The 17,382-nt window shown below is 70.0% G+C and carries 11 protein-coding genes; 7 read left to right on the plus strand and 4 right to left on the minus strand.

Features of this window, described 5'->3' with window-relative positions:
- Nucleotides 1–25 precede the first annotated feature (25 nt).
- Nucleotides 26–1,861, plus strand: a complete 1,836-nt coding sequence (locus AWU67_RS04320) for a hypothetical protein (protein WP_129586630.1) — start codon at nt 26–28, stop codon at nt 1,859–1,861.
- Entirely contained in the window at nt 1,858–2,844 is a 987-nt protein-coding gene (locus tag AWU67_RS04325) for a tetratricopeptide repeat protein (RefSeq protein WP_067226899.1), read from the plus strand. The genes AWU67_RS04320 and AWU67_RS04325 overlap by 4 nt, the downstream gene beginning before the upstream one ends.
- 339 nt (nt 2,845–3,183) lie before the next feature.
- On the opposite strand, the gene glgB is transcribed toward AWU67_RS04325, so the two are convergent.
- The 4 genes from glgB to glgX form a co-directional block, all read right to left on the minus strand.
- Nucleotides 3,184–5,442 (minus strand): 1,4-alpha-glucan branching protein GlgB, encoded by a 2,259-nt coding sequence (gene glgB, locus AWU67_RS04330; protein ID WP_082716769.1) that lies wholly within the window; start codon nt 5,440–5,442, stop codon nt 3,184–3,186.
- Nucleotides 5,443–5,444: 2 nt separating this feature from the next.
- Complete coding sequence (locus AWU67_RS04335; RefSeq protein WP_082716770.1) at nt 5,445–7,646, minus strand: alpha-1,4-glucan--maltose-1-phosphate maltosyltransferase; 2,202 nt, start codon at nt 7,644–7,646, stop codon at nt 5,445–5,447.
- A gap of 105 nt (nt 7,647–7,751) precedes the next feature.
- Nucleotides 7,752–8,249 carry a Cys-tRNA(Pro) deacylase gene (ybaK, locus tag AWU67_RS04340; protein WP_067226900.1) on the minus strand — a complete coding sequence of 166 codons (498 nt, stop codon included), beginning with the start codon at nt 8,247–8,249 and terminating at the stop codon, nt 7,752–7,754.
- Between the two features lie 74 nt (nt 8,250–8,323).
- On the minus strand, nt 8,324–10,408 hold the full coding sequence (gene glgX, locus AWU67_RS04345) for a glycogen debranching protein GlgX (RefSeq protein WP_067226901.1): 2,085 nt from the start codon (nt 10,406–10,408) through the stop codon (nt 8,324–8,326).
- A 19-nt stretch (nt 10,409–10,427) separates the two neighbouring features.
- Between glgX and AWU67_RS04350 the strand changes: the two genes are divergently transcribed.
- The 5 genes from AWU67_RS04350 to AWU67_RS04370 all read left to right on the plus strand — a co-directional run bounded on the left by AWU67_RS04350 (nt 10,428) and on the right by AWU67_RS04370 (nt 17,382).
- The gene (locus AWU67_RS04350) at nt 10,428–11,642 is read left to right on the plus strand and encodes a cysteine desulfurase family protein (RefSeq protein ID WP_067226902.1); all 1,215 of its coding nucleotides are present in this window, start codon (nt 10,428–10,430) and stop codon (nt 11,640–11,642) included.
- A gap of 55 nt (nt 11,643–11,697) precedes the next feature.
- On the plus strand, nt 11,698–12,819 hold the full coding sequence (gene mnmA / locus AWU67_RS04355; RefSeq protein ID WP_082716771.1) for a tRNA 2-thiouridine(34) synthase MnmA: 1,122 nt from the start codon (nt 11,698–11,700) through the stop codon (nt 12,817–12,819).
- Between the two features lie 85 nt (nt 12,820–12,904).
- Entirely contained in the window at nt 12,905–13,312 is a 408-nt protein-coding gene (locus tag AWU67_RS04360; protein WP_067226904.1) for a hypothetical protein, read from the plus strand.
- A gap of 84 nt (nt 13,313–13,396) precedes the next feature.
- Entirely contained in the window at nt 13,397–15,727 is a 2,331-nt protein-coding gene (gene ligA / locus AWU67_RS04365; RefSeq protein ID WP_067226905.1) for an NAD-dependent DNA ligase LigA, read from the plus strand.
- 146 nt (nt 15,728–15,873) lie between these two features.
- A complete protein-coding gene (locus AWU67_RS04370) occupies nt 15,874–17,382 on the plus strand; it encodes an alpha/beta hydrolase (RefSeq protein ID WP_067226906.1) in 1,509 nt (502 codons plus the stop codon).

The following is a 17,382-nucleotide window of genomic DNA, read 5'->3' on the forward strand; positions in this document are numbered from 1 at the left end:
TTCAGGCAACAGAAAAGGAGAGTACGTGCGTTTTGTTCTTGCGATTGTGGCGTTTGTCGCCGCCGCCTGCATGATCGCGCTGGGAATTGCTCAGCGCACAGTGTTCCTCGAACCGGCGAGTGTGTCGGTCAGCACCACGGTTGAGGGCAACGGCCCATTCACCGTGATCGACGGCGATGCCCTGCTCGCCCACGAGGGAGCCCAGACGATATCGCTCCGCGGCTCCGGCAACACCTTCATGTCGTACGGCCGCACGGCCGACATTGAGGCCTGGCTCGGCGACATCGACTTCACCCGGGTGACCTACGACGAGGACACCAAGGAACTCAGCACCGCCGAGGTGCGCGGCCAGACGGTCAACCCGATGGACCAGACCCGCCTGCCGAGCATGGACTCCAGCGGGCTCCCAGCCGCCGCCCCCAACCCGAACCCGCGCGGTTCCGACCTCTGGCTGGACGAGTGGACGGGCGACAACTCGCTCTCCGCCACCGTCAACGTGCCGGAGGGCATCTCGATCCTCGTCGCCACCGACGGCACCGCCCCGGCACCGAAGAACATCCGAATCTCGTGGCCGCTGGACAACTCGACGCCGTGGGCCGGACCGCTGATCGCCGGCGGCGGCATCCTGCTGCTGGTCGGGCTGGTGCTCTACCTGCTCGCGCTGCTGCACCTGCGCCGCTCGCGCGGGCCACGCCGCAACCTGCCGAAGGGACCGAGGATGCCGAAGCTGCCGAAGGCGCCCAAGCCCAAGATGATCAAGGCCAACCAGATCAACGGCGCCCAGCGCAAGTCGATCGGGCGCTCCTCGCGCATCGCCGTCGTGCCGGTGCTGCTGGTCTCTGGTCTCGCGCTGTCCGGCTGCTCTGCCTCGTTCTGGCCCGATCTTTCGGCCCCGGCGAGCTCGTCCCCAACGCCGACAGCGGATGCCACGGCTCCGCCGGAGCAGTTCGACGAGCTGCCGCCGCCCGCCGTCACGGTGCCGCAGCTTGAGCGCATCGTGCGCAAGATCGCCGTCGTCGCCAACGAGGCAGACACCTCGATGAACGCCGAACTGCTGCCGTCACGCTTCACCGGGCCCGCGCTTCTCGAACGCCAGAAGGACTACCAGATCCGGGCCAGCTTCCCCGAGCAGCCGGTGCTCGCCCCGATCCCGGCCTCGCCGCTGGAGATCATCCTGCCGCAGCAGAACGCGAGCTGGCCGCGCACAGCGGTGACCGTCATCCTGAACGAGGAAGACCCGACGATCGCCCCGATGACGCTGGTGCTCACCCAGAACAGCCCGCGGGAGAACTACCAGGTCGAGTACGCGATCACCTTGGCTGCCGACGCCACCTTCCCGGAGGTCGCCCCGGCCAGCATCGGCGCCCCGCCGGTCGCGCCGGACACGAAGTTCCTGGTCATGAAGCCCGAGGACCTGGCTGCCGCTTACGGCGATGTCATTCTGAAGGACACCGCGAGCGAGTACTACTCGCTCTTCGATATCGAGCACGACAGCTTCGTGCCCCAGGTGGGCGTCGCGGCGACCGAGAAGCGCCGCGCCGACCTCCCGACGACGACCGACCTGACCGTGTCGAACGAGCCGGGCCCCGGCCCGACCGTCGCGCTGGGCACCATCGACTCCGGAGCGATCGTCGCCGTCAACATGTACCAAATGGAGAGCGCCACCCCGAACGACAACGGGACGGTCGAGTTCAAGGCCAGCGCGTCCAAGTCGCTCTCCGGTGTCGAGAAGACGACCAAGGGCGTCACCTCGACCCGCAGTGACCAGTTGTTGTTCTACGTACCCGCCCAGGGCTCTGACGAGAAGATCCGTCTTCTCGGCTTCGCCCACAGCCTCATCGCCGCATCGGAGATCCCGTGACCAACGTTCCCCCCTCAGCAGCCAGTCTCCGCGGAGCAGTCGACCTGAGCTCGCTCGTGCAGAGGGCGAATACCCCAACACAGGCCCCGGGCCAGCAGGCTGCCGGAGCGCCCGGAACGGGCGCGCCAGTGCAGATTCCGAGCCTCGTGTTGGAGGCGGGAGACGCCAACTTCGGCGAGGTGCTCGAGCTCTCGCAGCACGTTCCCGTGCTGGTGGACCTCTACGCAGACTGGGCTGAGCAGAGCACCGCGCTCAGCGAGGTGCTGCGACGCGTCGTGGCCGGCCTGCGCGGCCGGCTGGTGCTGGTGCGCGTCGCCGTCGAGCAGAACCCGCAGCTGGCCCAGGCGTTCCAGGCCCAGTCGGTGCCAACCGTCGCCGCCGTGATCGCCGGGCAGCCGGTGCCGTTGTTCGCCGGATCCATCCCGGAGGCCCAGCTGCTGGACATCGTCGAGCAGCTGCTCGCCCTGGCAGGCCAGAACGGTGTCACCGGCAGCGCCGTCGCCGCCGACGCGGATGCCGCAGAGGCCGACGCGGAGGGTGAAGCACCGGCCGCGCCCGCCGAGGAGCCGCTGCCGCCGCTGCACGCCGAGGCCTACGAGGCCATTGAGCGCGGCGACTACCCGGCAGCCATCGCCGCATACAAGACGGCTATCGCACAGGACCCGCGCGACGAGCTGGCTGTTGCCGGGCTCGCCCAGGTCAGCCTGCTGCACCGGCTGGCGGGGAAGACCGTGCAGCAAATCCGCACCGCAGCCGGCGCCGGGCCGAACGACCTGGACGCCCAGCTGGATGTGGCCGACCTCGACCTTTCCGGCGGTCACGTGGCCGACGCCTTCGACCGGCTGCTGACGCTGTTCCCGAGCCTGGACGCCGACGGCAAGAACCGCGTTCGCGAGCGCATGCTCGAGCTGTTCGAGGTCGTCGGAACGACCGACCCGCTCGTCATCGCGGCCCGCCAGCGCCTGGCAATGCTGCTCTACTAGCCCGGTCCAGCGACCAGCCGTCGAAGCCCCGGATCCTGTTGGCTCCGGGGCTTCGCTCGTTCCTCGCTCAGCCGACGTGGGGAGGGGCGGCCCCCGCTGGGCCGACGGTGGGATTCACGTTGGCTCGAGGGAGCGCCAGCGACCGAAGCCAACAGCACCGGCTGTGGGATTCACGTTGGCTTGAGGGAGCGCCAGCGACTGAAGCCAATAGCACCGTCGGATGGATTCACGTTGGCTTGAGGGAGCGCCAGCGACCGAAGCCAACAGCACCCGCTGAGGGATTCACGTTGGCTCGAGGGAGCGCCAGCGACCGAAGCCAACATCGCCGTCGGAGGGGCGCTAGCCCTCGTGCAGCAGCCAGATCGCGCCGAGCGCCGGCAGCGTGACGCTAGCCGAGGCCGGCCGCCCCGCCCAGGGGGCGTCAGAGGCCGAGACGCCGCCGAGGTTGCCCGCGCCCGAACCTCCGTACTCTGTGGCATCCGTGTTGAGCAGCTCGCGCCAGCGCCCGGCCAGCGGCAGGCCGACCCGGTAGTCGCGGTGCTCCACCCCGGCGAAGTTCACCAGGCAGGCGATGGTCTGCCCTGCACCGTCCCGGCGCAGGAACGAGACGACGTTCTGCTCCGCCGCGCCGCCGTCCAACCACTCGAACCCGGCCGAGTCGTTGTCGAGCGCCCAGAGCGCCGGGTGCTCCCGGTAGACCCGGTTGAGCGCCGCCACCAGCTCGAACACGCCGCGGTGGCTCGGCTGGTCCAACACCCACCAGTCCAGTCCGCGCTCCTCGCTCCACTCGGACGGCTGGGCGAACTCCTGCCCCATGAACAGCAGCTGCTTGCCGGGGTGCGCCCACATGAAGCTCAGATAGGCGCGCACATTGGCCAGCTGCTGCCGGTGGTCGCCGGGCATCTTGCCGAGCAGCGAGCCCTTGCCGTGCACGACCTCGTCGTGGCTGATCGGCAGCAGGAAATTCTCGCTGAACGCGTACATGAACGAGAACGTGATGTCGCCGTGGTGGTGCGAGCGGTACATCGGGTCGACCTGCATGTACTGCAGAGAGTCGTGCATCCAGCCCATGTTCCACTTCAGCCCGAAGCCGAGCCCGCCGCTGACGGTCGGCGCGGTGACCCCGCCCCAGCTTGTCGACTCCTCGGCGATCATCATGATGCCGGGGCTGCGCTTGTAGGCGGTGGCGGTGACCTCCTGGAGGAACGCGATGGCCTCCAGGTTCTCGTTGCCGCCGTGCACGTTCGGTGCCCACTCGCCGGGCCCGCGTGAGTAGTCCAGGTAGAGCATGGATGCCACGGCATCCACCCGCAGGCCGTCGACGTGAAACTCCTCCAGCCAGAACAGGGCGTTCGCGACGAGGAAGTTGCGCACCTGGCGCTGGCCGAAGTCGAACACCAGCGTGCCCCAGTCCCGCTGCTCGCCGCGGCGCGGGTCGGGGTGCTCGTACAGCGGCTGGCCGTCGAAGTTTGCCAGCGCCCACTCGTCCTTGGGGAAGTGGCCGGGCACCCAGTCCATCAGCACGCCGATGCCGGCCTGGTGCAGCCGGTCGATCAGGTAGCGGAGGTCGTCGGGGGATCCGAACCGGCTGGTCGGGGCGTAGTAGCCGGTGACCTGGTAGCCCCAGGAGCCGCCGAAGGGGTGTTCTGCCAGCGGCAGGAACTCGACGTGGGTGTAGCCGAGCTCGTGCACGTACTCGATCAGGGGGTCCGCCGCCTCCCGGTAGCCGAGGCCCGGCCGCCAGGAGCCCAGGTGCAGCTCGTACACGCTCAGTGGCCCGGTGTGCGGGTTGCGGGCGGCCCGGGCGGCCATCCAGTCACCGTCACCCCAGTCGTGGCTGCTGCGGGCGACCACCGAGGCGGTGTGCGGCGGGTGTTCCGCGGAGGAGGCCATCGGGTCTGCACGCTGCACCCAGTCGCCGGTCGCGGTGAGGATCTCGTACTTGTACACGCTGCCGGGCTCAACGCCCGGCACGAACAGCTCCCACACCCCGGCGGACCCGAGTCGGCGCATCGCGTGGCCGACGCCGTTCCAGCCGTTGAAGTCGCCGATCACCCGCACCGACTGGGCGTGCGGTGCCCAGACCGTGAATGCGGTGCCGTGCGTCTGCCCGGTCGCCCCGGCATGCGCGCGGTAGTGCGCGCCGAGCACCCGCCACAGCTCCTCGTGCCTGCCTTCCTCGATCAGGTGCAGGTCGAGCTCGCCGATCGTCGGCTGGTAGCGGTAGGGGTCGTCGCCGCGCCATTCGGATCCGTCGGGGTAACGGGCCTCGATCTCATAGTCGCGCAGCCCGATGATGCTGAAGCCCTGCCAGATGCCGTGCCCGATGTGGGCCAGCTCGATCCGGGCGTCCGTGTCGAGCACCACCTGCACCTCAGCAGCGAGCGGGCGGAGCGCGCGGATGACGGCGACCGGGTCGGCCACCCCTCCCGCGCCCGGGGAGTCGGCGACGAGGTGCTGGCCGAGTACGGTGTGCGGGTCGGGGTGGCTGCCGGATGCCACGCGCTCCAGTGTCTCCTGCGGGATTGCGGGGAGGCCGATGCCGGGGAGACCAGCGCCGGGGAGTTCATGGCCGGGGAGGTTCTCGCGCGTGCTCATGGTCAGGATCCGTTCTGGCTCGCTTGCCGTGGGGCCCGGCGCGCGGTGGGTGCCGGCGGGGCGGCATCCGACTGGGCCGAGATATCAGGTTCAGGGAGATGAGGTGCAGGGATCTGTGTGGCAGGCACCTGTTGTTCCCGCACCGCCAGAATGTGCACCGGCTCGGTGAAGGCGTCCAACCGAACGTAGTTGTGCTCGCCCCAGTTCCACAGCTCGCCGGTGACGAGGTTCTCGACCTGGAACGCGGCACCGGCCGGCAGCCCGAACAGCTCGGGGTCCAGATGCACCGTCGTCTCGCGCACCGAGTGCGGGTCGAGGTTGGCGACGACGATGACCGTGTCGTCCGTGCCGCTCGGGCTGTGCGCGGCTGCCAGGTGCTTGCTGTAGACGAGCACGGCGTCGTCCTCGCTGGCGTGGAAGCGGATGTTGCGGAGTTGGCCGAGCGCCGGGTGCTCCGCCCGGATCCGGTTCAGGATGCCGAGGTAGAGAGCCAGGGAACGGCCGGCGGCGGCCGCACCGGCGAAGTCGCGCGGCTTGTACTCGTACTTCTCGTTGTCGATGGCCTCCTCCGAGCCGGGCCGAGCGACCGACTCGAACAGCTCGAAGCCGGAGTAGACGCCCCAGCTGGGGGCGGCCGTCGCCGCGATCGACGCGCGGATGGCGAAGGCCGCCGGCCCGCCGAACTGCAGGTACTCGGTGAGGATGTCGGGGGTGTTCACCCACAGGTTCGGGCGGAGGTAGTCGGCCGTCTCTGTGGCGAGGGCGCCGAGGAACTCCTCCAGCTCTGTCTTCGTGTTGCGCCAGGTGAAGTAGGTGTACGACTGCTGGAAGCCCACCTGGGCGAGCGCCTTCAACGGCGCGGGCCGGGTGAAGGCCTCGGCCAGGAAGACGACATCCGGGTGCTCGGCGTTGACGGTGGCCAGCAGCCACTCCCAGAAGTCCAGCGGTTTGGTGTGCGGGTTGTCGACGCGGAAGATCCGCACGCCCTGCGCGATCCAGTGCCGCACGATGCGCAGCACCTCGGCGCGGATACCGGCCGGGTCGTTGTCGAAGTTGATCGGGTAGATGTCCTGGTACTTCTTCGGCGGGTTCTCGGCGAACGCGATGCTGCCGTCCGGCAGCGTCGTGAACCACTCCGGGTGCGCTTCCACCCACGGGTGGTCCGGCGAGGCCTGCAGGGCGAGGTCGAGGGCGATCTCGATGCCGAGTTCGGCGGCCCTGGCGATGAAGGCACGGAAGTCCTCGAGCGTGCCGAGGTCGGGATGCACGGCGTCGTGGCCGCCGTCGGCCGAGCCGATCGCCCACGGCGAGCCGGGATCGTGCGGGCCGGCGACCAGCGAGTTGTTGGGGCCCTTGCGGAAGGAATGGCCGATCGGGTGGATCGGCGGCAGGTAGACCACGTCGAAGCCCATCGCGGCCACCCCGTCGAGGCGCTCGGCGGCGGTGCGGAAGGTGCCGCTCTGCCAGGAACCGTCGGGGCGGCGCAGCGCGCCCTCCGAGCGCGGGAAGAACTCGTACCAGGATCCGACGCCGGCCCGCGCCCGCTCCACCCGCACGATGCGCGGCTCGGTGCGGGTCTCCGGCCCGGCCGGCGGCTGGGCGCCGAGCAGTTCGGCGAGGGGGCCGCTCGCGCCGCGCGCCAGCCGGACATCCACGGTGATGGTGCCGTCGAGCAGTTCGGCGGCGACGGCCTGCAGCAACGCCCGATCGGGCTCCGAGCGCTCGGGTTCCGCGGCGGCGCGCTCCAGGAGTGCGGCGCCCGCGGCGAGCATCAGCTCCTGGTCGACGCCGGCGGCAATCTTTACGGCGGCGTTGTGCCGCCAGGTGCCGTACTCGTCGGCGTAGGCGCGCACCTCGTAGCGCCAGGCGCCCGGCTCATCGAGCACGAGCTCGACCTGCCAGCGGTCTGTGCCGGGGGAGGCCTCGTGCATCGGATGCCGGCTGATGGCGCCGTCCGGGCGCTGCAGCAACAGCTCGACGCCGATCAGGTCATGCCCCTCGCGGAAGGCCGTCGCCGCGAACGGAGCCAGCTCGCCGACGTATGCCTTGGCCGGCCAGAGTTCGCCGGGCTGGGCGGGGGTCGGGGCGAAGACGGGGATCCGGCCCGCGCGCGGCAGGCTAGACGGATCCGAGGACGTTGCCACGCTCGTGGTGGCCGCGCTTGTCGCGGACACGCTTGTCTCGGTCACGCTTGTGTTGGTCACGCTTGTGTTGGGCACGCGTTTGTTGGGCACAGTGCGACCGTAGCGCGAATCCGCCGCGACGTGCCGAAGAACTTGTCACAATCGCGGCCGCACAACCACGTGCCGCTAGGCGCGGGCGATCGGCGCGAAACGGCCGGCGGTGACGGCGGCCAAGTCATCCGGGCTCAGCTCGATGTCGAAACCGCGCCGGCCGCCGGAGACGAACACGGTGTCGAACAGGATCGCGCTCTCGTCGATCACGGTCGGGTGTGCCTGCTTCTGGCCGATCGGGCTGATGCCGCCGACGACGTAGCCGGTCTTCCGCTCGGCCAGGGCGACGTCGGCCATCACCGCCTTCTTGGCGCCGAGTGCTGCGGCGAGCGCCTTGAGATCGAGGGTACCCGTCACGGGCACGATCCCGACGACGAGCTGGCCGTCGGCATCCGCCAGGAGCGTCTTGAACACGCGCTCGGGGTCAAGGCCAAGCTTCTCGGCTGCCTCGAGGCCGAAGTTCGTCGCGGCCGCATCGTGGTGGTACAGGTGTGGGGTGAAATGGATGCCGGCCTGGCCGAGTGCCACCGTGGCCGGGGTGCCGGCTCCGTGCTCGCTCATCTTCTTCGCCACGAGAGGCTCTCCTCAACACTCGGAATGCAACGGTCAGTGTGCACGCAGCAGGCACATGGAGGTGCCGGCCATGTTCAGTGTGGCACCAGGGGGTAGCTCTCGGGGGTGTGCTCGCCCGGGGCCTCGTCGGTCGAGCTCCACAGCTTCTCGTATCCGGTGATGCCCTCGCCGGCCGGCAGGGTGATGGTGCGTTCCCACTCTGTGGCGTGCACGACGAGCAGGATGCGGTTGAACTCCTCCCGCTCCGGCGTGCTCGCGGCGAGGTATTGCAGGGTGCGGGCCTCCGGCGCGTTCCAGTCCTCTTCGCTCATGGGGTTGCCGTCGGCGTCGAACCAGTCCATCTCGGAGGATCCGGGCACGTGCTCGCCGAGCCGGGCGTAGTGCAGCGGCCGGAGTGCGGGGTTCTCAGCGCGCAGGGCGATGAGCCGGCGGGTGACGGCGTGCAGCTGGTCCTGCCACGGCTCCCGCACCCAGCCCAGCCAGGCCAGCTCGGTGTCGTGGCAGTAGGCGTTGTTGTTGCCGTGCTGGCTGCGGCCGAACTCGTCGCCGGCGGTGAGCATGGGCACCCCGGCGGAGAACAGCAGCGTGCCGAGCAGGTTCCGCATCGACTTGCGCCGGGCGAGGAGGATCGCCGCGTCATCCGTCGGCCCCTCGACCCCGTGGTTGAACGAGTTGTTGTTGTCGCTGCCGTCGCGGTTGCCCTCGCCGTTGCCCGCATTGTGCTTGCTGTTGTACGCGGTCAGGTCGGCCAGTGTGAAGCCGTCGTGCGCGGTGACGAAGTTGAGCGAGGCGAGCGGCCCGCGCTCGCCGGAGAACGTGTTCGAGGAGCCGGCCAACCGGGTCGCGAAGCGGCCGATGCCGCTGCCGGCCGAGCCGGTCGCGTGCTCCTGGGCGATGTCGCCGAGCCAGAAGTCGCGCATCCGGTCGCGGTAGCGGTCGTTCCACTCTGTCCAGCCCGGCTGGAAGTTACCGGTCTGCCAGCCGCCCTGGCCGACATCCCACGGCTCGGCGATCATCTTCACGCCCTGCAAGGCCGGGTCGTGCAGGATCGCTTCGAGCAGCGGATGCCGCGGGTCGAAGTGCACGTTCGCATCCCGGCCGAGGGTGGCGGCCAGGTCGAAGCGGAAACCGTCGACCTGCACCTCGTTTGCCCAGTAGCGCAGGGAGTCCAGCACGAGCCGCACCGGGCCGCCGGGGTCCGACGGCGTCATGGTGCCGAAGTTCACGGTGTTTCCGCAGCCGGTCGTGTCGATGTAGTTGCCGTGGGCGTCCTGCCGGTAGTAGTTCGCGTTGTCCAGGCCCCGCAGGCTCGTGGTCGGGCCGTTCGGACCCTCCTCTGCCGTGTGGTTGTAGACGACGTCCAGGATCACCTCGAGGCCGGCCTCGTGCAGCAGCTTGACCATGCCCTTGAACTCGCGCAGCACGGCCTCCGGCCCCGCGGCCTGGGCGGCCTGTGTCGCATACGGGGCGTGCGGGGTGAAGAAGTTCAGCATGTTGTAGCCCCAGTAGTTGCGGAGGCCCTGCTCGGCCAGACGCTGCTCGGTGGCGAGCGCGTGCACCGGCAGGAGTTCGACGGCGGTGACGCCGAGCTCTTTCAGATAGTCGATGGATGCCGCGTGCGCCAGCCCCGCGTACGTGCCGCGCAGCTCAGCCGGCACGGCCGGGTTCAGCTTGCTGAATCCGCGCACGTGCATCTCGTAGAGCACGGACTCGTCCAGCGCCGTGCCGGGCTTGGCTGCCCCGTTCCAGTCGAAGGCGCCGTCGATGACGACGCTCTGCCACCCGGTGTCCCGCCCGTCGCCGCCCTGCTTGTCTCCTCCGGTCCTGGCCAGCCCGCGGGCGTAGGGGTCGAGCAGCAGGCGGGCGGGGTCGAACGCGTGCGCCGGGCCGTGCGGGCCATCGGCGCGCAGCGCATAGCGGCGCCCGGGGGAGAGGCTACGGCTGCGCCCGTGCCAGACATCGTGGGTATCGCGCGTCATCGGGACCGTCTTGACGATGCGCGTGGGATCGGCCTCATCGAACAGCACGAGCTCCATCGACGTGGCACTGGCCGACCAGACACGCAACTCGGCTCCGCCGCTTGTCAGGCGAACGCCCAGGCCTGCCGCGCGAGAACCCAAGCCGGCGGCGCTGTGGTCGGCGCTTTTGTCGGCACTCATGCGATCTACAGTAGTGAGTATGGCTGTGTACCTGGATCATGCGGCGACGACACCCATGCTGCCGCTCGCGATCGACGCGTATGCCCGTGCCATGGCGCTCGTCGGCAACCCGGCGTCGATCCACTCCATCGGGCAGAACGCCAAACGCGTGCTGGAGGAGGCCCGCGAAGCCGTGGCAGCGACCCTCGGCTGCGAGAGCATCGAGGTGGTCTTCACCGGCGGCGGCACCGAGGCCGTGAACCTCGGCATCAAGGGGCTGTTCTGGGCGCGGCCCGGCCGGCGCATCCTGGTCGCGGCCGGCGAACACCACGCCACGATCGACACGGTGGAGTGGCTGGCCGCACACGAGGGCGCCGTCATCGAATGGTTGCCGCTGGACGCCGCCGGTCGCCTCAGCCTGCCCGACCTGGAGCGGGCGCTCGCCGAGGATCCGGGCGACATCGCCCTCGTCACCGTGCTGTGGGCCAACAACGAGGTCGGCACCGTGCAGCCGGTCACCGAGATATCCGCGCTCGCCGCACGGGCCGGCGTGCCCCTGCACGTGGACGCCATCGCCGCGTACGGTCAGATCCCGGTCGACCTGAATGCCGTGCGCGCCGCCTCAGGGGCCGGGGCCGGAACGGGTCTAGTGGCGCTCAGCGTCTCCGCACACAAGATCGGCGGGCCCGTCGGCATCGGCGCGCTCGTGCTCAGCCGCAGCGCCACGATCGAGGCGCTCATTCACGGCGGGGGCCAGCAGCGCCAGGTGCGCTCCGGCACGCAGGACGCGGCAGCCGCCGTCTCCTTCGCCGCAGCGGCATCCGCCGTGCAGGCCGCCCTGCCGGAAGAATCCGCGCGCCTGGCCGCCCTCCGCGACCGACTGGTCGCCGGTGCGCTGGCCGCGGTGCCGGAGGCCGTGCTGAACGGCGCCAGCGGCGACAGCACCGTGCGGCTGCCCGGCAACGCCCACTTCAGCTTCCCCGGTTGCGAGGGCGACTCGCTGCTGTTCCTGCTCGACATGGCCGGCGTGGCCGTGTCGACCGGTTCGGCCTGCCAGGCCGGCATCCCGGAGCCCTCCCATGTGCTGATCGCGATGGGCCGCAGCGTCGACGAGGCCAGGGGCGCCCTGCGGGTGACCCTGGGGCACACGTCGACGGATGCCGACGTCGACGCCTTTCTCGCGGCGCTGCCCGCCGCCTACGCGCAGGCCGCAACGGCCGGGCACGCAGACCGGCAGACGTCCTTCGACCGCTGAGCCGGGCCGCAGCCCGGAGGGCGTTCGCCCAGAGAGCCGCGTTTACACTGGAACCATGAAGGTTCTTGCAGCAATGAGCGGCGGCGTTGACTCGGCAGTGGCGGCGGCGCGCGCCGTCGAGGCGGGTCACGAGGTCGTCGGCGTGCACCTGGCGCTCAGCCGGATGCCCGGCACCCTGCGCACCGGCGCCCGCGGCTGCTGCACCATCGAGGACTCGATGGACGCCCAGCGTGCAGCGAACATGATCGGCATCCCCTACTACGTCTGGGACTTCTCCGAGCGGTTCAAGGCCGACGTCGTCGACGACTTCGTCGCCGAGTACCAGGCCGGCCGCACCCCGAACCCCTGCATGCGCTGCAACGAGCGGATCAAGTTCGCCGCCCTGTTGGAAAAGGCCATCGCGCTCGGCTTTGACGCCGTCTGCACCGGCCACTACGCCAGCATCGTGCTCGACGCTGACGGCAACAAGGAGCTGCACCGGGCCAGCGCCTGGGCCAAGGATCAGAGCTACGTGCTCGGTGTGCTCACGGCCGAGCAGCTCGAGCACGCCTACTTCCCGCTTGGCGATACCCCGTCCAAGGCCGAGGTGCGCGCAGAGGCCGCAGAGCGCGGCTTCAGCGTCGCCAGCAAGCCGGACAGCCACGACATCTGCTTCATCCCGGACGGCGACACCCGCGGCTGGCTCGCCGACCGCGTCGGTGCAGAGACCGGCGACATCCTCGACCGCACCGGCGCCGTCATCGGCAGCCACGAGGGTGCAGCAGCGTTCACCGTCGGCCAGCGCCGCGGCCTCCGCCTCGGCATGCCGGCGGATGACGGCAAGCCCCGCTTCGTGCTCGAGGTGCGCCCCAAGGACAACACGGTCGTCGTCGGGCCGAAGGAGGCCCTGGCGATCGCCGAGATCGCCGGAAACCGCTTCACCTGGGCCGGCGTGCCGCAGCAGAACCCCAAGACCCCGTTCGACATCGAGGTGCAGATCCGCGCCCACGCCGACCCCGTTCCGGCCGTGGCCGTCGTGCGTGACGGCGAGCTCGTCGTCAACCCGGAGACACCGCTGGACGGCGTCGCCCCCGGCCAGACCGCCGTCATCTACGTCGGCACGCGCGTTTTGGGCCAGTTCACCATCGACCGCACGGTCAGCGCCGTCCCGGTCGACGTCGCGCCCGTCCCCGCCTAGCCCGGCGTGCGCGCCGAGGCACACGGTACGGCGCGTCGCGCCGAGAATGACCTTGCCTGTCTGGCGCTGCCCCTATGCTCCGAGCATGAATCAGCCATCGCCGGAACTCGCCAACTTCGCGCTTGACGCCCTGGAGCATGCCACCAACTCGGTCGTGCCGGATGGCGGACCCTTGATTCCTTTCGCGTTGCTCGATGGCGGCACCGGTCGAGCGCTTCGCCGATTTGTCGCCGATCGCCTCGAAGACGGTGTCGAGCAGGCGAGACTGTTCGTGCGGGAAGCTCCCGGCACCACGATCGTCGCGGTCGCGTGGGACGGCTATCTGACCGTCGACGGGCGGCGCACCGACGCTGTGTTCGTCGAGGCCTCCGAGACGGGGCGCGATTCCAGCGCGATCTTCGCCCAGCGCTACGCCAGCGCGGGCCTCTTCCGCAAGCGCACGAAGGCGGTCGGGAACCCTGCGCTCGTCGGTGTTGGAGACTCCCTGCAGTAGGAACGCGGGCGCGATTTGCGCCGACGCCGCGCCCGTCGAGAGGCGGTTCTGTGCGGTGTCGGTCGCCGCTCCTAGAATTGTCCTGTGAGCGAGACGGCTGAAGTTTTTGACATCGCAGACTTTGAGACTGCCCGCGCAGAATCGGAGGCGCTCCGCGAGCGCATCGAGCGGCACCGGATCGCGTACCACTCCGAGGGCGTCAGCTTGGTCAGCGACGCCGAGTACGACGCAGACATGCACCGGCTTGAGGCGCTGGAGCGGGCATTCCCCGAACTCGTCGGCCAGGACAGCCCCACCCAGCAGGTCGGCGCCGCGCTGGTAGACAGCGGCTTCCCGCCGCACGAGCATGCCGAGCGGATGCTCAGCCTCGACAACGTGTTCAGCATCGAGGAGTTCGACGAGTGGGCCGCGAAGACGGCCGAGGCTGCCGGCCGGCCGGTGCGCTGGCTGAGCGAGCTGAAGATCGACGGGCTGGCGATCAGCCTGGCCTACCGCGACGGCGTCCTCGAGACGGCGACCACCCGCGGCGACGGCCGTACCGGCGAAGACATCACAGAGAACGTGGACTGGATCCCCGTCATCCCGCGCACCCTCACGCCGGCCGAGGACGGCACAGCCTTCCCGCCGTTCTTCGAGGTGCGCGGCGAGGTGTTCATCCGCACCGCCGACTTCACCGCGATGAACGAGCGCCAACACGAGCTGCAGGCCGCCTACGCCGAGGAGCAACGCTCCAAGGGGCGCGCGGATGCCGACATCCCCACCCGCTACGCCGAATTCGCCAACGCCCGCAACGCAGCGGCCGGCAGCCTCCGGCAGCGCCGGTCAAAGAAGACGGACGCCGAGCTGGCCCTGATGCGGGAGCGGCTCGGTCGCCTCTCGCTCTACCTGCACGGCATCGGCGCGTGGCCGGACCCGCCCGTCGCCGCCCAGTCCGAGGTGTACGAGCTGCTGGCCGGCTGGGGCTTGCCCGTCTCTCCGCACAGCCGCGTCTGGGAGACGGCCGCTGAGGTGGCCGCGTTCATCGCTGACCGCGGCGAGCACCGCCACGACATCGAGCACGAGATCGACGGCATCGTCGTCAAGGTCGACGAGCTCGAGCTGCACGCCGAGCTCGGCGCAACCAGCCGGGCGCCGCGCTGGGCGATCGCCTACAAGTACCCGCCAGAAGAAGTGCACACCACGCTGCTCGACATCGTCGTCGGCGTCGGCCGCACGGGCCGGGTCACGCCCTACGCAGTGATGGAGCCGGTGAAGGTGGCCGGGTCCACTGTGCGCCAGGCAACGCTTCACAACCAGGAGGTCGTCAAAGCGAAGGGCGTGCTGATCGGCGACACCGTCGTGCTGCGCAAGGCCGGCGACGTCATCCCCGAGATCCTCGGCGCCGTTCTCGAGAAGCGCGACGGCACAGAACGCGAGTGGCGGATGCCCGCGAACTGCCCGGAATGCGGCACACCGCTGCGCCCGATGAAGGAGGGCGACATCGACCTCCGCTGCCCGAATGCCCGAGGCTGCCCCGCCCAGGTGCGCGGTCGCGTCGAGCACATCGGCTCCCGTGGCGGGCTCGACATCGAAGAGCTCGGCGAAGTGTCGGCCGCCGCGCTCACCCAGCCGCTGGTTCCTGCCGTTCCGCCGCTGCCCACAGAGGCCGGGCTGTTCGAGCTGACCATCGAAGACCTGGTGCCGATCGAGGTCGTCGTGCGCGACTCGGAGACCGGGCTGCCCAAGACAGATGATGAGGGCAACCACAAGGTGCGCGCCCCGTTCCGGCGCAACCCCACCCCGGCAGAGAAGAAGTCCGGCGCCGAGGGGCCGTTCGCCTCAAAGTCGGCGGCCAACCTCATCGCCGAGCTCGAGAAGGCCAAGACGAAGCCACTCTGGCGGATCCTGGTGTCGCTGAACATCCGCCACGTCGGGCCCGTCGCGGCCCGTGCGCTGGCCGACCACTTCGGCTCGCTCGAGGCGATCCGGGCCGGAACGGCGGAGGAACTCGCGGAGGTCGAGGGCGTCGGCGGAATCATCGCCGAGTCGGTGCTGGAATGGTTCGAGCACGACTGGCACCGCGACATCGTCGACCGCTGGGCGTCAGCGGGCGTGCAGTTCGACACCCCCGGCCACCCCGGCCCGGGTGCGGCCGCAGCAGCCGGGGGAGTGCTGGCCGGCCTGACCGTCGTTGCCACCGGCAGCCTGGACGGCTACACCAGGGACGGCGCCCAGGAGGCGATCATCGCGGCCGGCGGCAAGGCGGCGTCGAGCGTCTCCAAGAACACGGATTTCGTCGCGGCTGGTCCCGGTGCCGGTTCCAAGCTGGCCAAGGCCGAGGCGCTCGGCATCCCCGTTCTGGATGCCGCGGGCTTCCGGCTGCTGGTCGAACAGGGCCCGGCCGCCGTCGCGGCGCGCCCGGATGCGGCGGAATAGCGGGCGACACTCCGTTGACATCGATTCCACCCTTGTTCAGGGGGTGTACCGATCGCCCCTTTTTTTGCTCCCGTCCCCTACGATGAGTGCTACGCGTTTGTCCGGGCAAGCGTCGGGAGATCAAACGCTGAGGGGACTTGTCGGGCATGCTCGCCGCAGTCGTGTTCATGGTCTCGGCCAGCGCCGGCCTAGGCGGTGTGGTCGAGAGTTTTGTGCTGCACGAACCGGTGTCTGTGGTCGGTGCGGACACGCTGCGCGTCGACGCGGTGCGCCCCGAAACCTTCAACGCAGAAACTGTCAGTGCCGGCACCCTCCGAGCTGAGGCAGTGGGCCTCAGCACCGTGCAGGCCGACGCGGTGCAGATCGTCCCCATCGCCCAGGCATATTCCGCAGCGGATGCCAGCCTCGATCGCGGCGCGCCCGTTGCCGAATCCCCGCGCACCGTCTCCTTCGACGAGGCCGCGCTGAACCGCCTCGGCGGAATGGCGCTGCTGCGCGTGCTCTCCACGCTCAGCCCCCGCGAGATCATCGGATTCGCCGAGCAGAACCCCGCCCAGCTGGATATGGTGCGCGATGCGCGTATCGCGCCGAGCCAGGTCGTTGGCTGGTGGCAGGGCATGACCGCCGACACCAGGGCAGCCCTGGTGCAGAGTGCCCCGCAGCTGATCGGCTCGCTGGATGGCCTCCCCGCTGCGGTGCGCGGGCCGGCGAACGAGCAAGCGTTGCAGCGGGCGATGGCCGACACCAAGGAGCGCGCGGAATCCGGGATCGGCAAGGGTGAACGCCGTCGGCTCGGGCAACAGCAGCGCATGTTGGAGGCGGTCGCCGCAGCGCTGCCCGGCAAGCCGGGGGAGCCGACGCGCACGCTGCTGGAATTCGACGAGCGGGACACCGGCCGCGCCGTCATCGTGATCGGCGACCTCGACACGGCCGAATACGTGAGCTACCTCGTGCCGGGCATGTACTTCTCTGTTCAGCAGCAGATCTTGGACTGGACAGACACGGCGGCATCCCTCGCCGTCGAGCAACAACGGTGGCTGCAAGACCGGCCGGGCGACACGATGCCGGGTGTGGCTGCAGCGGGCCGCGTCGCGACCGTCGCCTGGCTTGGCTACCAGACCCCCGACCTGCTGACCATCGGCGGGCTGGAACTGGCAGAGAGCGGCGCCGACGCCCTCGAGGCCTCCTGGCAGGGGATCCGCGCCGCCCGCGGCGGGCAGCAACCGTTCCTCGCCGTGCTCGCCCACTCCTATGGGTCCACCGCCGCGCTGATCGCGCTGGAACGCCACAACGAGCAGATCGACGCGCTGGCGCTGATCGGCTCCCCGGGCAGTGCCAGTCAGAGCGTGCACGACCTGGGCGTCGCGGGCGACAAGGTGTACGTCGGCGAGGCCAGCTGGGACCCGATCGTGGACACCGCCTTCTACGGCAGCGACCCCGGCTCAGCCTCCTATGGCGCCAAGCGCATCGGTGTTGGCGGCGGCATCGACCCGCTCACCAAGCAGAAGCTCAGCGCCTCCGTCGGTCACAACGCCTACTTCGCGGCCGGCAGCGAGTCTCAGCGCAACCTCGCACTCATCGGCATCGGGCGCGGCGACTGGGTGACGGATGCCGGCGGCCTGCCGCCCGGCAGCACTGTCGCGTCGGCACGCTAA

Source organism: Microterricola viridarii (assembly GCF_001542775.1).
Classification (GTDB): Bacteria; Actinomycetota; Actinomycetes; order Actinomycetales; family Microbacteriaceae; genus Microterricola; species Microterricola viridarii_A.

Bases quoted from the DNA above. Each gene is read 5' to 3' on its own strand.
- glgB (WP_082716769.1), bottom strand. From the start codon at position 5,442: ATGAGCACGCGCGAGAACCTCCCCGGCCATGAACTCCCCGGCGCTGGT.
- glgX (WP_067226901.1), bottom strand. From the start codon at position 10,408: ATGAGTGCCGACAAAAGCGCCGACCACAGCGCCGCCGGCTTGGGTTCT.
- AWU67_RS04350 (WP_067226902.1), top strand. From the start codon at position 10,428: ATGGCTGTGTACCTGGATCATGCGGCGACGACACCCATGCTGCCGCTC.
- mnmA (WP_082716771.1), top strand. From the start codon at position 11,698: ATGAAGGTTCTTGCAGCAATGAGCGGCGGCGTTGACTCGGCAGTGGCG.
- AWU67_RS04360 (WP_067226904.1), top strand. From the start codon at position 12,905: ATGAATCAGCCATCGCCGGAACTCGCCAACTTCGCGCTTGACGCCCTG.
- AWU67_RS04370 (WP_067226906.1), top strand. From the start codon at position 15,874: ATGCTCGCCGCAGTCGTGTTCATGGTCTCGGCCAGCGCCGGCCTAGGC.